The 12812-nt window shown below is 67.1% G+C and carries 16 protein-coding genes; 7 read left to right on the forward strand and 9 right to left on the reverse strand.

Annotated elements, in window-relative coordinates:
* Window positions 1–8 precede the first annotated feature (8 nt).
* Window positions 9–1181, reverse strand: a complete 1173-nt coding sequence (locus tag AC4ELS_RS20110) for a glycosyltransferase (protein WP_499048899.1) — start codon at window positions 1179–1181, stop codon at window positions 9–11.
* A 41-nt stretch (window positions 1182–1222) separates the two neighbouring features.
* On the opposite strand from AC4ELS_RS20110, the gene AC4ELS_RS20115 reads away from it, so the two are divergent.
* Entirely contained in the window at window positions 1223–1657 is a 435-nt protein-coding gene (locus AC4ELS_RS20115; protein ID WP_064960201.1) for a limonene-1,2-epoxide hydrolase, read from the forward strand.
* Window positions 1658–1664: 7 nt separating this feature from the next.
* On the opposite strand, the gene pspM is transcribed toward AC4ELS_RS20115, so the two are convergent.
* The 5 genes from pspM to pgsA all read right to left on the reverse strand — a co-directional run bounded on the left by pspM (window position 1665) and on the right by pgsA (window position 5052).
* On the reverse strand, window positions 1665–2483 hold the full coding sequence (gene pspM / locus AC4ELS_RS20120) for a phage shock envelope stress response protein PspM (protein WP_448448549.1): 819 nt from the start codon (window positions 2481–2483) through the stop codon (window positions 1665–1667).
* 20 nt (window positions 2484–2503) lie between these two features.
* Window positions 2504–3319 carry a phage shock protein PspA gene (pspA, locus tag AC4ELS_RS20125; protein ID WP_499048902.1) on the reverse strand — a complete coding sequence of 272 codons (816 nt, stop codon included), beginning with the start codon at window positions 3317–3319 and terminating at the stop codon, window positions 2504–2506.
* 228 nt (window positions 3320–3547) lie between these two features.
* Window positions 3548–3889, reverse strand: a complete 342-nt coding sequence (clgR, locus tag AC4ELS_RS20130) for a transcriptional regulator ClgR (RefSeq protein WP_448448550.1) — start codon at window positions 3887–3889, stop codon at window positions 3548–3550.
* Window positions 3890–3980: 91 nt separating this feature from the next.
* The gene (locus AC4ELS_RS20135) at window positions 3981–4469 is read right to left on the reverse strand and encodes a CinA family protein (RefSeq protein ID WP_064884388.1); all 489 of its coding nucleotides are present in this window, start codon (window positions 4467–4469) and stop codon (window positions 3981–3983) included.
* On the reverse strand, window positions 4447–5052 hold the full coding sequence (gene pgsA, locus AC4ELS_RS20140) for a CDP-diacylglycerol--glycerol-3-phosphate 3-phosphatidyltransferase (RefSeq protein ID WP_110916992.1): 606 nt from the start codon (window positions 5050–5052) through the stop codon (window positions 4447–4449). Before pgsA ends, AC4ELS_RS20135 begins: the two co-directional genes overlap by 23 nt.
* Before the next feature lie 42 nt (window positions 5053–5094).
* On the opposite strand from pgsA, the gene AC4ELS_RS20145 reads away from it, so the two are divergent.
* On the forward strand, window positions 5095–5616 hold the full coding sequence (locus AC4ELS_RS20145) for an amino-acid N-acetyltransferase (RefSeq protein ID WP_499048906.1): 522 nt from the start codon (window positions 5095–5097) through the stop codon (window positions 5614–5616).
* A gap of 23 nt (window positions 5617–5639) precedes the next feature.
* Entirely contained in the window at window positions 5640–6254 is a 615-nt protein-coding gene (locus tag AC4ELS_RS20150; protein WP_499048909.1) for a hypothetical protein, read from the forward strand.
* Between the two features lie 56 nt (window positions 6255–6310).
* Here AC4ELS_RS20150 and AC4ELS_RS20155 read toward each other — a convergent pair whose 3' ends face one another.
* Window positions 6311–8887 carry an FtsK/SpoIIIE family DNA translocase gene (locus tag AC4ELS_RS20155; RefSeq protein WP_499048912.1) on the reverse strand — a complete coding sequence of 859 codons (2577 nt, stop codon included), beginning with the start codon at window positions 8885–8887 and terminating at the stop codon, window positions 6311–6313.
* A gap of 158 nt (window positions 8888–9045) precedes the next feature.
* On the opposite strand from AC4ELS_RS20155, the gene AC4ELS_RS20160 reads away from it, so the two are divergent.
* The 3 genes from AC4ELS_RS20160 to AC4ELS_RS20170 all read left to right on the forward strand — a co-directional run bounded on the left by AC4ELS_RS20160 (window position 9046) and on the right by AC4ELS_RS20170 (window position 11120).
* A complete protein-coding gene (locus AC4ELS_RS20160; RefSeq protein ID WP_064884380.1) occupies window positions 9046–9363 on the forward strand; it encodes a putative quinol monooxygenase in 318 nt (105 codons plus the stop codon).
* A 63-nt stretch (window positions 9364–9426) separates the two neighbouring features.
* Window positions 9427–10254: a mycofactocin-coupled SDR family oxidoreductase gene (locus AC4ELS_RS20165; RefSeq protein ID WP_448448554.1), complete on the forward strand. Its 828-nt coding sequence runs from the start codon at window positions 9427–9429 to the stop codon at window positions 10252–10254.
* A complete protein-coding gene (locus AC4ELS_RS20170) occupies window positions 10251–11120 on the forward strand; it encodes an SAM-dependent methyltransferase (RefSeq protein ID WP_499048914.1) in 870 nt (289 codons plus the stop codon). The genes AC4ELS_RS20165 and AC4ELS_RS20170 overlap by 4 nt, the downstream gene beginning before the upstream one ends.
* Here the strand turns inward: AC4ELS_RS20170 and AC4ELS_RS20175 are convergent.
* Window positions 11117–11524, reverse strand: coding sequence for a group III truncated hemoglobin (locus AC4ELS_RS20175; RefSeq protein ID WP_064884374.1), 408 nt, complete (start codon window positions 11522–11524; stop codon window positions 11117–11119). The genes AC4ELS_RS20170 and AC4ELS_RS20175 overlap by 4 nt on opposite strands.
* A 185-nt stretch (window positions 11525–11709) precedes the next feature.
* Here AC4ELS_RS20175 and AC4ELS_RS20180 point away from each other — a divergent pair, with 185 nt between their 5' ends.
* Window positions 11710–12147, forward strand: coding sequence for a hypothetical protein (locus AC4ELS_RS20180; protein WP_499048917.1), 438 nt, complete (start codon window positions 11710–11712; stop codon window positions 12145–12147).
* Here AC4ELS_RS20180 and AC4ELS_RS20185 read toward each other — a convergent pair.
* Window positions 12133–12807 (reverse strand): hypothetical protein, encoded by a 675-nt coding sequence (locus AC4ELS_RS20185; protein WP_499048920.1) that lies wholly within the window; start codon window positions 12805–12807, stop codon window positions 12133–12135. The two genes, AC4ELS_RS20180 and AC4ELS_RS20185, sit on opposite strands and share 15 nt — an antisense overlap.
* Between the last annotated feature and the right edge of the window lie 5 nt (window positions 12808–12812).

Raw genomic sequence — 12812 nt, forward strand, 5'->3', positions numbered from 1 at the left:
GGCCCAACCTACCGAGTGCCTGCCAGCGCGTCATGGCACACCCGTACCGGATCTGCCACCTCGGCGATCGAGGCGCCGGCGCGCACAGCGGCCGCACGGTAGGACGATGCCCCGAGCACGGTGTCGACCGCCGCGGTGAGCGCCTCCCCGGAAAGGGGCCGCACCAGCTGCGCACTGCCTTGACGCACAACGCGATTGGCGATCTCCCACTGATCACCGCCCCCCGGCACCACCACCATCGGCACACCTGCCAGCAGCGCCTTGGACACCAGGCCGTGCCCGCCACCGCAGATCACCAGATCGGCGTGCGACAGCAGCTCGTCCTGACGGCCGAGCCCCACCGCCGCCCACGGCGGCACCTCCACGGCGGCCCCGCCGAGCCGCGACACCACCACGCGGGCCCCCTCGGGCAGTGTCTGCCCCGGGCGCAGCGACTCCAGCACCAGTTCGGCCATCCCCTGCGTCCCGGTGGTCGCGGTAGAGGGCGCCACCATCACCACCGGACCCGAGCCCGGCGGCACGGTCAGCACCGCCTCGGTCGGTTCGAAGTGCAGCGGACCGACCACCACGGCCTCGGCCGGCCAGTCCGGGCGCGGCACCTCCAGTGCCGGCAGGGTGGCGATCAAGCGACGCAACGGGCCGGGGTCGTCCGCGGGCAGGCCGATCGAGGCGCGTACTCCGGCCCGGTCGGCCAGTCCCGCCCGCACGGATCGCGCGGTCAGGGCTCGCATGACCGTGTCGCGCAGGCGTCCCCGGATGCCGACGCCCGGGGCCAGCCCGCTGCCGAGCGGTGGCAAGCCCTTCGACGGCAGGTACAGCGGATGTGGGTTGAGCTCCACCCACGGCAACCCGAGCAGCTCGGCAGCCAGCCCGCCGCAGGCGGTGATCACGTCGGAAACCACGAGATCCGGTTGCAGCTCCTCCAGCACGGGCACGTTGAGCTGCGCCATCCGCCCGGCGCGCTGATGGATCTTGGCCCCAGCGTCGGCGTCGTCGTCCCCATCGGTCGCATCGAGACCGACGAGTTCTCGTGCGTCGACGCCGGCAGCCCGCGCGGTGTCGAGCCACTCCACCCCGGTCAGCAGCGTCGGGGTATCCCCCGCGGCGAGGAACTGCAGGCACAACGCAAGGGCCGGGAAGGCATGTCCGGGATCGGGCCCGGCGACCACCGCTACGCGCACCGGCCTACCTTGCCACAGGCATCCCCCACTAGGCTTCGGGCATGTCTGACCAATCCACCACCGCAGCGGCGACCCAGACCGGCACGGTCGAAACGTTCCTCAACGCGCTGCAGGAGCAGGACTTCGACACCGCCGAGAACGCACTGGCACAGAACCTCGTCTACCAGAACGTCGGGCTCCCGACCATCTACGGGCGCCAACGTGCGATGAAGCTGTTCCGCTCGATGCAGGGCAAGGCCGGCTTCGAGGTGAAGATCCACCGGATCGCCGCCGACGGCGCCGCGGTCCTGACCGAGCGCACCGACGCCCTGGTCTTCGGGCCGCTGCGCCTGCAGTTCTGGGTCTGCGGCGTGTTCGAGGTGCACGAAGGCCGAATCACGCTGTGGCGGGACTACTTCGACTTCCTTGACATGTTCAAGGCGACGCTGCGCGGCCTCGTCGGTGTGGTCGTGCCGTCGCTGCGCACGTCGCTGTAACAGCGCGTCAGGCGCGGCGCAGCTGACCGAGTTCGTCGAACGCCTGCGCCCACCCGACCAGACGATCGGTGGCGCCGGTCAACTCGTTGCGGTAGCGCTGCTGCGACAACGGCGACGCCGCACTCTGACCGCCGTTCACCGTCGATACGAGTTGCGCTGCGGCAGTGACCATCTCGTTGTACTGCCGCACGCCTTGGCCGAGCTGCGCGGTGAACGCGTTGATGGTGGGCACCAGATGCTGGCGCGACTGCGGGGCATTGCTGATGGCCCGCTCCATCGACACCACCTCGGTGGCGGTAGCTGCCATGGTCCGCGCAGTGTGGTTGGCCACCGCGGTCAGTTCCCGCAATTCGTCGGCCGGAAGTATCCGACCGCGTTCAAGTACACCGAGTAGCGAGAACATGCCGCGCTCGGAGGCCACCAGCGCCGCCATGGGTTGACGGGCCGCGGAACCCCACGGCGGCAACCGACGTCCGGAGACCGGCCGCTGCGCCGGCAGCGGTTCCGCGCGCAGCCAGCGGTAACGCAGCCAGAACAGCGTCGCGGGGAATGCCGCACCGGCCGCGATGGCGCCGGTGATGATCAGGCCCCAGACCGGTGTGCTCCACGATGCCAGCAGCGCCGTGGCGAGCACCCAGAACCCGGTGGCCAGGGTGAAGAACACCCCGAAGCGCAGCGCCCACCGCCGCTTGCGCAACAGCTTTGCGCGCGGATCGGCGGCGGCGCTGAGCTTCTCGGTCAGGGCCCCGGACAGGTCTGCCGCGGTGTCGATACCCCGTTGCACCAACGATTTCCAGGCGTCGGGTCGACCGGTCTTGGTAGCCATGATCTAGAACACTCGAATCTCTACTGGCCGAGCGGATTCTCGGGGGTGGCAGGAGTCTGGTTGGCTGCCGGAGTGGCCGGGGTGGACGGGGTGGCTCCGCCGCTGGGCAGTGCGTCGCCGCGCATCGACGCCCGGATCTGCTCGAGCCGGGAATGGCCGGCCATCTGGACGCTGGCCTGCTGCACCTCCATCATGCGGCCCTGCACCGAGTTCTGCGCCAGCTCGGCCTGGCCGATGGCGTTGGCGTAGCGGCGCTCGATCTTGTCGCGAACCTCGTCGAGGCTCGGGGTGTTGCCCGGTGCGGCGACCTCGCTCATGGAGCGGAGCGAGGCACTGACCTGCTCCTGCATCTTTGCCTGCTCGAGCTGGGACAGCAGCTTGGTGCGCTCGGCGATCTTCTGCTGCAGCATCATCGCGTTCTGCTCGACGGCCTTCTTGGCCTGCGCGGCGGACTGAAGGGCCTGATCGTGCAGACCCTTGAGGTCCTCGACGCTCTGCTCTCCGGTGACGAGCTGGGCGGCGAACGCCTCGGCGGCGTTGTTGTACTCGGTGGCCTTGGCCGCGTCGCCGGCAGCGGTGGCCTGATCGGCCAGCGTCAGCGCCTGGCGGACGTTGACCTGCAGCTTCTCGATGTCGGCGAGCTGCCGGCTGAGTCGCATCTCGAGCTGGCGCTGGTTGCCGATGACCTGGGCGGCCTGCTGGGTCAGGGCCTGGTGTTGCCGCTGCGCGTCCTCGATGGCCTGCTGGATCTGCACCTTCGGGTCGGCATATTCGTCGACCTTGGAGCTGAACAGCGCCATCAGGTACTTCCATGCCTTGACGAACGGATTGGCCATGGGTTCGTTCCGCCTTATCTGTCGGGCTTGTCTGTCAGGCTTGCCCAGCAAGCCGGTGCTCGGGTCCTACTGCTCTTCAGGTTGCCGCAATTCCTCTGATGCCAACTTATCGGTTCTGGACAGGCAGCCACAGTCCCGTCGACTGTTCGCATGGGCGTTTTGCGAAAATTCGTACCCGCACACGAACAGCGCGATCAATCCGGCATCGGCGGTGGCGTCAGGCCCAAGTCACGCGACGGCCATCGACACGACCTGCGGGATGACCACCTTGGTCGACGCATCGATGTGGGCGACGTTGGCAGCGACATCGGGACGGGCGGCTGTGGAGGCGTGTTCACGCTCGGCCATGCTCTCGCCGGCATCGGTGAGCACCCGCGACAGCGGGACGTCCAGCGCGTCGCAGATGGCGCTGAGCAGTTCGCTGGAGGCCTCCTTGCGGCCCCGCTCGACTTCGGAGAGGTACCCGAGGCTGACCCGGGCCGTGTCGGACACTTGACGCAACGTCCGACCCTGTTCGGTGCGGGCGTTACGCAGCACGTCGCCAATCACCTCACGCAGCAATGCCGTCATCGTGCCCTCCTTCGCCTGGCGGTCGCAGGTCCGCTGACTGACCAACGCCGCGGACCACCGCATGGTTCCCGCAGTCCGGTGCAGATCTGGGTTACTGGTTCTCGACCAGGAAACGCAGCCGGGCGATCGCCTCGTCGACGGCGGCGCGGCGGATGTCCCAGCGCGAGCCGGACAGGGCCAACTCGACGACGTCGGTGTCGACCGGGCCGGCGAGGCCGATGAACACGGTGCCCACCGGGTGTCCGCCGTGCGGTTCCGGCCCGGCCACGCCGGTCAGGCCGACACCCCAGGTGGCCGCGCACCGCTGCCGGGCGCCGACCGCCAGCGCCCGCGCGGTCGGCGCAGCGACGGGGCCGACCGCGTCGAGCACCTGGGGGGCCACGCCGGCCAACCAGATCTTGGTGTCCTCGTTGTAGGTGATCAGTCCGCCTTGTAGCACCGCACTGGCCCCTGTCACGCCTGCGAGCGTCGCGGCGAGCAGGCCGCCGGTCAGCGACTCGGCGGTGGCCACGCTCTGTGAGCGCACCGTCAGGTCGGCGACCAGCGCCCTGGCGTCGTCAGTGAGCAGCGGATCGTCCACGTGAATCCCTGATCGCAGAGAGGACGTAATCGGCGCCGGTGAGCACGGTCAGCACCACGGCGGCCCACATGATCACCCAGGCCACATCGAGCCAGATGTCGGGCCACGAATGCAGCGGAAGCACGAACAACCCGATGGCCACGGCCTGCACCAGTGTCTTGAGCTTGCCGCCACGGCTGGCCGGGATCACTCCGTGACGCAGCACGGCGAACCGCAGCACCGTGATTCCGATCTCACGGGTCAGTACCACCACGGTGATCCACCAGGGCAGGTCGTGCAGCATCGAGAGTCCGATCAGCGCCGCGCCGATCAGCGCCTTGTCGGCGATCGGATCGGCCAGGGTGCCGAACTCGGTGATCATGCCGTAGCTGCGGGCCAACGCACCATCGAGATGGTCGGTGATCACCGCGACCGCGAACACCGCGAAAGCGGCGATCCGCCAGCCGGATTCATGACCGTCGCCGACGAACAGAAATACGAGGAAGACCGGAACCAGCACCATTCGTACACCGGTGAGCACGTTGGCGAGGTTGGCCACGCGCGCACGCGGGACCACCGGATCGGTAGAAGGTTGGCCCGGCACCGCAACAGAATATCGGTTGCCGTAACGGATACTCTTGCGCCTGTGAACCCAGGCAGTGTCGAGCCGCGCCAGCAGCCTGTGGTGCGCCGCGCCCGCACGTCCGATGTCCCGGCGATCAAGGGCCTGGTCGACGTCTACGCGGGAAAGATCCTGCTGGAGAAGAACCTGGTCACGCTGTACGAGGCGGTCCAGGAATTCTGGGTCGCCGAACTCGACGGTGAGCTGGTCGGATGTGGTGCGCTCCATGTGTTGTGGGCCGATCTCGGTGAGGTGCGCACCGTGGCGGTGCATCCGAAAGTCCGCGGCACCGGCGTGGGACATGTTCTCGTCGAGCAGTTGCTCGGCGTCGCCCGCGAGTTGCACCTGAGCCGCATCTTCGTGCTGACCTTCGAGGTCGACTTCTTCGGCAAGCACGGGTTCGAGGAGATCGACGGCACCCCGGTGACCGCCGAGGTGTACGAGGAGATGTGCCGCTCGTACGACACCGGTGTGGCGGAGTTCCTCGACCTGTCCTACGTCAAGCCCAATACCCTGGGCAATACCCGTATGTTGTTGACGTTGTAAACCTGCATCAGTTCAGGGGGATCGTGCGGAAATCGACAACGGCGGCCCTGGCCGTCGCCGGTCTGGCCGTCGCGACCAGTACCGCCGGTTGCGGCCTGATCAACGACCTCACCGGCGGGCACAAATCCGGCGCAGAGGCGATCGTGCGCCAACTGCAGTCCATGCCAGGCATATCCACCGTCGACCTCGACTACACCCACAACATCACCGTCGGCGAACTCATTTACTTCAAAGCCGATTTGGGTTCCTCCGCAACACCGGAGCAAGCCGGTGCGGCAGCCAAGACATTCATGGAACAGGGCCTGGTTGAGGACCTGGACCGGGCCAACTCCGCCGAGTTGACGCTGACCTACCCGCTGGGCGGATCCCGTCCCAACTACTCCCTGCGAAATGACTCCTCCGCGTGGCTCCGCGTGGAGCCCGGGTGGGACCTGACGTTGGTCGCCGACACCGTGGCCACCTGGCTGAGCGCCGCGCGCTCACCCATCGTCGAATCCGTGCTGACTGCCGCCACCTCGGGCGACACCAATTCCTTCGACACCACGGTCACGGTGCGCCCGGAGGCGACCTCCGCGCAGGTCCAGGCGCTGAAAGAGCAGGTGCCCGGCCTACGTGACGCGGCCTGGAAGCAGGCCTAGTTCGACTACCCCGTCAACGTGGTCGACACCCGAATGTTGTTGACGCTCTCAGCGGTTCAGAACTCGTCGGGATCGTCGTCCGCGTCGGCACCGTTGGCGTCGGACCCGCCGCGGATCAGCATCAGCGTGCCGGCCAGCTCGTCAGGCTTCACGAGCACCTCGCGGGCCTTGGAGCCCTCGGACGGCCCGACTATCTGTCGGGTCTCCATCAGGTCCATGAGCCGGCCCGCCTTGGCGAAACCGACACGCAGCTTGCGCTGCAGCATCGAGGTGGAGCCGAACTGAGAAGACACCACGAGCTCAACGGCCTGCAGGAAGACATCCATGTCGTCGCCGATGTCCGGGTCGACGTCCTTGCGCTCGCCGGCCTTGACCGCGGTGACACCCTCGACGAACTCCGGCTCGGCCTGGGTCTTGGTGGCCTCGACGACGGCGTGGATCTCCTCGTCGGTGATGAACGCGCCCTGCATGCGCAGCGGCTTGTTGGCGCCCATCGGCAGGAACAGGCCGTCGCCCATGCCGATCAGCTTCTCGGCGCCTGGCTGGTCCAGGATGACGCGGCTGTCGGTGAGTGACGAGGTCGCGAACGCGAGCCGGGACGGCACGTTGGTCTTGATCAGACCGGTGACGACGTCCACCGACGGCCGCTGGGTGGCGAGCACCAGGTGGATACCGGCGGCACGGGCTTTCTGCGTGATGCGGACGATGGCGTCCTCGACGTCACGCGGTGCGGTCATCATCAGGTCCGCGAGCTCGTCGACGATGGCCAGGATGTAGGGGTAGGGCTTGTAGACCCGCTCGCTACCCAGCGGGGTGCTGATCTCGCCCGAACGCACCTTCTCGTTGAACACGTCGATGTGGCGGACCCGGGACGCCTTCATGTCCTGGTAGCGCTGTTCCATCTCCTCGACCAGCCAGGCCAGTGCCGCGGCAGCCTTCTTCGGTTCCGTGATGATCGGCGTGATGAGGTGCGGAATGCCTTCGTACGGCGTGAGTTCCACCATCTTCGGGTCGATCAGGATCATCCTGACCTCTTCCGGGGTGGCCCGCGCCAACAGTGAGACCAGCATGGAGTTGACGAAGCTGGACTTACCCGAGCCGGTCGAACCGGCCACCAGAAGGTGCGGCATCTTGGCCAGGTTGGCCGAGACGAAGTCGCCTTCGATGTCCTTGCCCAGGCCGATCACCAGCGGGTGGTGGTCGCGACGGGTCGACGGCGCAGTGAGAACGTCGGAGAGCCGGACCATTTCACGGTCGGAGTTGGGCACCTCGATGCCCACGGCGGACTTGCCGGGGATCGGGGCCAGCATGCGCACGCTCTCGGTGGCGACGGCGTAGGCGATGTTGCGGTGCAGCGCGGTGATCTTCTCGACCTTGACGCCGGGTCCGAGTTCGACCTCGTAGCGGGTGACGGTCGGCCCGCGGGTGCAACCGGTCACGGCGGCGTCGACCTTGAACTGTTCCAGCACCGAGGTGATGGCGTCGGTCATCTGGTCGTTGGCCGCGGTGCGCAGCTTCGGCGGGTCGCCGGCGATCAGCAGATCCAGGGAGGGCAGGTTGTACGGCCCCTCGACCACTCGGTCCATGACGAGGGTGTCATCAGAGGGTTTGGCCTTCGGCTCGGATTTGACTTCGGCCTTCTTGCGAGGGCGCGGTTTGACCGCAGGCTCGGGGACGGTCGGCGCATCGGTGTCCTCGGGCAGCGGGTAGTTGTCCATCGGCGTGCCGGCCGGCGCCTTGGGGGCTTCGATGGCGGCTGTCGGCCAGGTCTGGGCGTCGCCGCGCGACGCGTCGTCGTCGTAGTAGCCGTCGGACAGATCGTCGTAGCCGTCGTCCTCGTACTCATCGACGTAGTCGTCGTACTCGTCATCGTCGTACTCGTCGTGGAACGCCCGGGTGCTGAACATGGTCCGCAGGGTCGAGGGCACCTCGCGGATCGTCGTCCCGGTGACCAACAACAGACCGAACAGCACACCCATGAACAACAGCGGCGCGGCGATCCACTCGGTCAGCCCGTCCGACAGGGGCCCACCGATGGCGAAGCCGACGAATCCGGCGGCGTGCTGGCGTGCGACGGGATCCTGCGGCGATCCCGACCACAGGTGCCATAGGCCGAGCAACGGCAGCGCGATCATGGCCGATCCCAGGATCAGCCGGGGGCGCGACTCCGGGTCCGGCTCGGTGCGCATCAGGACGACGGCGATGGCGCCGAGAATGACGGGCACCAGCACCACCGGTCCACCGATCAGGGTGCGTACGGCGGTGTCGATCCACTGACCCACCGGGCCGGCCGCATGGAACCACGAACTGGCGGCCACCACGACGGCGATACCCAGCAGCGCGAGCGCCAGCCCGTCGCGGCGGTGTCCGGGTTCGATATCGCGGGCCCGGCCCACCGAGCGGGCGGTCGATCCGGCTCCCTTGGCCAGCATCAGCCACCCGGCGCGGGCACCTTGGCCGAGCTTCTGGCCCGCGGCAGCGACAGGTGAGGCCTGGGGCCGGCGTGCGGGCTTACGCCGCGGCGCAGCCGGGCGTCCCTTGCGGGCCGGCGCCGGACGCCGCGAACCGCCCCGCGAGCTGGCATTCGACCTGCTCGAACGCGCTCCGGATCGGCCGGCGGTCTTGTTAGCCATGTCCGCAAGCCTAGTCGCACATGCCCCACAATCACCATGTGCCACACGGGTCACAAGACGGTCTCAAATGACACTTAGCCATACGAACCATTTTCGTCGGGTTATCGCCTAGGGTGGACAGTCGTCCAGTTTCGGTTCTCACGAGGAGTTCTGCACCTATGCCAGTTGTTGTCGTCGCCACCATGAAGGCCAAGCCCGAGTCCGTCGACGCCGTGCGCGAGGCCTGCACCAACGCCGTCGCGGCCGTGCACGACGAGCCGGGCTGCCAGCTGTATTCACTGCATGAGTCCGACGGCACGTTCGTCTTCGTCGAGCAGTGGGCCGACGCCGACGCACTCAAGACCCACAGCACCGCTCCGGCCATCGGCACCCTGTTCGGCTCGATCGGCGAGCTGCTCGACGGCGCTCCCGATATCAAAATGTTGCAGCCCGTGGTGGCGGGTGACCCCGCCAAGGGACAGCTGCGGGCCGGCTGATGAGCGCTTGCGCGAAGAAGAAACAACACTGATGAGCGCTTGCGCGAAGAAGAGAATGCACTGATGTCCACCGCCGCTCCCCTGGCTGGGAAGGTCGCGTTCATCACCGGCGCCGCGCGCGGCCAGGGCCGGGCGGAGGCCCTGCGGCTGGCCGCCGACGGGGCCGACATCATCGCGATCGATCTGTGCGATCAGATCGAATCGGTGCCCTACCCCCTGGCCACGCCCGACGATCTGGCTGCGACAGTCAAGCTCGTGGAAGACGCGGGTGGCCGGATCGTGGCCGTACAGGCCGATGTCCGTGACGAGCAGGCGCTGCGGGCGGCACTGCAGACCGGAGTGGACCGGTTCGGCCGGCTCGACATCGTCGTCGCCAACGCCGGGATCGCCCCGATGCAATCGGGCCCCGACGGCTGGCGCGATGTCGTCGACGTGAACCTGACCGGCGCGCACCACACTGTCGAGGCGGCGATTCCGATCATGGTCCCCCAGGGTGACGGCGGGTCGATCGTGCTAATCAGCTCGGCGGCGGGACTGATCGGGGTGGGCGGCGGCGACCGCGGCTCGCTGGGCTACACCGCGGCCAAGCACGGTGTGGTCGGACTGATGCGGGCCTACGCCAACTTCCTCGCCCCGCACAGCATTCGGGTCAACACGATTCACCCCACCGGGGTGGACACCCCGATGATCAACAACGAGTTCACCCGCGGATGGCTGAAACACATCGCCGAGGAGTTGAACGCACCGACCGATTTCAGCAATGCGCTACCGGTGCAGGTGATCCAGTCGGAAGACGTCGCGAACGCGGTGGCGTGGCTGGTGTCCGATCAGGCGCGCTACATCACCGGGGTGACACTTCCGGTCGATGCGGGCATCGTCAACAAACGATGAGCAATCCCGTCGCTGCTACGGCCGTCGGCCCGATGGTCCTGGCCGCCGTCGAACAGTACGAGCCGGTGCAGCGACGGTTGGTCGACGACGACATGGCGCTGTCATTCCTGCCGGCCGGCGTGCGCGCCTTCACCCGGACCGCGCGCTGGTCGGTTGCTCGCAGACTTCTGATCCAGGCCACCGAACGGTCGGGCCCGGGACTGTGGGCGAATCTGACCTGCCGCAAGCGTTACCTCGGCGACAAGCTCACCGAGGCGTTGCCTGATATCGACGCCGTGGTGATTCTCGGCGCAGGCCTCGACACCAAGGCCTACCGCCTCGCACGACACAGTGCGGTGCCGGTGTTCGAAGTGGATCTGCCGGTCAACATCGAGCGCAAACGCTCGGTGGTGCGCAGTGCGCTGGGGGCCGCTCCCCCGTCGGTTCACCTGGTGCCGGTGGATTTCGAAAACGACGACCTGGCTGCTGAACTCGCCCGACATGGCCACCGCGGCGACCACCGCACCTTCTTCATCTGGGAAGGCGTGACTCAGTACCTGAGCGCCGACGGTGTCGCGTCGACCTTCGAGTTCCTCCGTTCGGCAGCGCCGGCGAGCAGAATCGGATTCACCTATGTCCGCGGCGATTTCATCGACGGCACCAATCGCTACGGTGCGGAAACGCTGTATCGCCGGTTCCGGGTTCGCAGTCAACTGTGGCAGTTCGGGCTCGAACCAGACCGGGTGGCGGCCTTCATCGAGCCCTACGGCTGGCAGCTGACCGAGCAGGCCGGGCCCGATTACCTCACCGAGCATTACATTTCGCCGGCTGGGCGCAAGCTGACCGCCTCTCAGGTGGAATGGACCGCGTACGCCGAAAAGCGTTAGCAGGCAACCAGAGCGTCGAGTTCGGCGGCGTCGGCCCCGGCCAGTCTGCGGTGCATGGCTTTGGCGATGCGCCCGGCCTGGAGCTTGGCTCGCTCGGCATGCGGGCCCTCGAAGAGCTCGTCGACAGTGTCGGTCCACAGGGTCAGCCAGCGCACGAAATGCCGCGCCGCCAACGGATGACGGGCGTGCAGTTCACGGTGCACGGTCAGCGCGCTGCCCCGGTAGCGCCCGGCACGGAACAGCACGGTCTCCCAGAAGTCGCCCATGACCGGGATGTGGGACCGCAGTCCCTTGACGCGCAGCTCGGTGAACGGCTCGGCAAGCACGGGATCGGACAGCGCCTTGCTGTAGAACCGCCACAGGAGCAGCTCCACATCGTCACGCCCCGCCAGGTCTTCAGCCATCGGACAGATCCCTTTCCAGGCCGGTCGCACGCCTACCCCTAGTTTCTACAACATGTTCTTGTATAAACTCTAGCCATGATCACCTCGCCGATCCACCTCAGGTTGGTGTGGGGAGCTTTGGCAAGCTGGCAGGCGCCGGTTGGCCGGAAGATTGGCCGAGCAGTCGGCCCGTTGGGAGGTATGTGATGAATGCCGGTCCGGCTGTCGCGGTAGCGGTCGCCTTCTGCTGGCTGGGGATGGTGCTGGCGATCTCGTTCATCGAGGCGCCGCTGAAGTTCCAGGCCCCGGGGGTGACGCTGCAGATCGGACTCGGCATCGGGCGCAGGGTTTTCCGCGCACTCAACGCCGTGGAAACCGCATTCGCCGTCGTCATCATCGTGGTCTTCGCCATGCAGCGCCCGTCGCCCGGCGTGATCGTGGCCTTCGCAATTGCCATCGCGGCACTGGCGGTGCAGTTGATCGCCGTGCGGCCCAAGCTCATTCAGCGTTCCAACGCTGTCCTTGCCGTCACCCCGGGCGAAGAAGCGCAGTCACGCTCGCAGGCGCATTACTACTACGTCGGGTTCGAACTCATCAAGGTGATCGCGTTGTTAGCCGGCGGGGCCCTGCTACTGGCCGGCTGACTCCGGACTGGGCGTATTGACCTTCACCACAAGGCCTTTCGTATACGGACGCTGCGGGTCGCGCGGGTTTTCCTCCGGGAGGATGAGTCGCCACCCGTTGCCCGGATTCTTGTCACTGGCCACCAGAAACCCGCCCCGGGCGGCAGGGCCGGCGAGTTCGTCGGCGACGCGAATCGGGCCGTCGGCGAACAGATCGCCGGCCTGAGCCTGCACCGTCGGGTCTGAAGCCAATCGTCCGAGCCAGGTGGTCATCACGTCATGGACGTACGCCGCCTGTGCATCGGACAATCTGGCGTCGATCAGGATCGCCAAATTGGCATCGGGACAACCGGCCGGGAACACGTCGCACAGCACGCCTCCGCGCGTGGCCCGGTCGTAGAAGCGACGCATCAGCAACGGAATCCCGAATTTGGTGGCACCAAAGTAGAACGCGCAGAACACCACCACAAATCCCGCAACGACAACCACGTTCTGGTGCCCTTGGGTGGCGAAGGCATATGCCGTCACGCTGAAGAAGATGACAGCCGCGATGACCATCAATCCCACCATCACACGGATCGTGTGCGGATACTCCACTACTCGCTTGATGTCGTCCGCCGAATCGAACGGTGGAAGCGGGCGGCGTCGTTCCAATGGCACCTGTGGTGCGGGGTGGCTCACTGACC

It is taken from the genome of Mycobacterium shunyiense, from assembly GCF_058270035.1.

What these genes read in the sequence shown, in the direction of transcription:
- pspM (WP_448448549.1), bottom strand. Translation starts at nt 2,483, where the DNA reads ATGGCTACCAAGACCGGTCGACCCGACGCCTGGAAATCGTTGGTGCAA.
- pspA (WP_499048902.1), bottom strand. Translation starts at nt 3,319, where the DNA reads ATGGCCAATCCGTTCGTCAAGGCATGGAAGTACCTGATGGCGCTGTTC.
- AC4ELS_RS20155 (WP_499048912.1), bottom strand. Translation starts at nt 8,887, where the DNA reads ATGGCTAACAAGACCGCCGGCCGATCCGGAGCGCGTTCGAGCAGGTCG.
- AC4ELS_RS20115 (WP_064960201.1), top strand. Translation starts at nt 1,223, where the DNA reads ATGTCTGACCAATCCACCACCGCAGCGGCGACCCAGACCGGCACGGTC.
- AC4ELS_RS20160 (WP_064884380.1), top strand. Translation starts at nt 9,046, where the DNA reads ATGCCAGTTGTTGTCGTCGCCACCATGAAGGCCAAGCCCGAGTCCGTC.
- AC4ELS_RS20180 (WP_499048917.1), top strand. Translation starts at nt 11,710, where the DNA reads ATGAATGCCGGTCCGGCTGTCGCGGTAGCGGTCGCCTTCTGCTGGCTG.
- AC4ELS_RS20170 (WP_499048914.1), top strand. Translation starts at nt 10,251, where the DNA reads ATGAGCAATCCCGTCGCTGCTACGGCCGTCGGCCCGATGGTCCTGGCC.
- clgR (WP_448448550.1), bottom strand. Translation starts at nt 3,889, where the DNA reads ATGACGGCATTGCTGCGTGAGGTGATTGGCGACGTGCTGCGTAACGCC.
- AC4ELS_RS20175 (WP_064884374.1), bottom strand. Translation starts at nt 11,524, where the DNA reads ATGGCTGAAGACCTGGCGGGGCGTGACGATGTGGAGCTGCTCCTGTGG.
- AC4ELS_RS20165 (WP_448448554.1), top strand. Translation starts at nt 9,427, where the DNA reads ATGTCCACCGCCGCTCCCCTGGCTGGGAAGGTCGCGTTCATCACCGGC.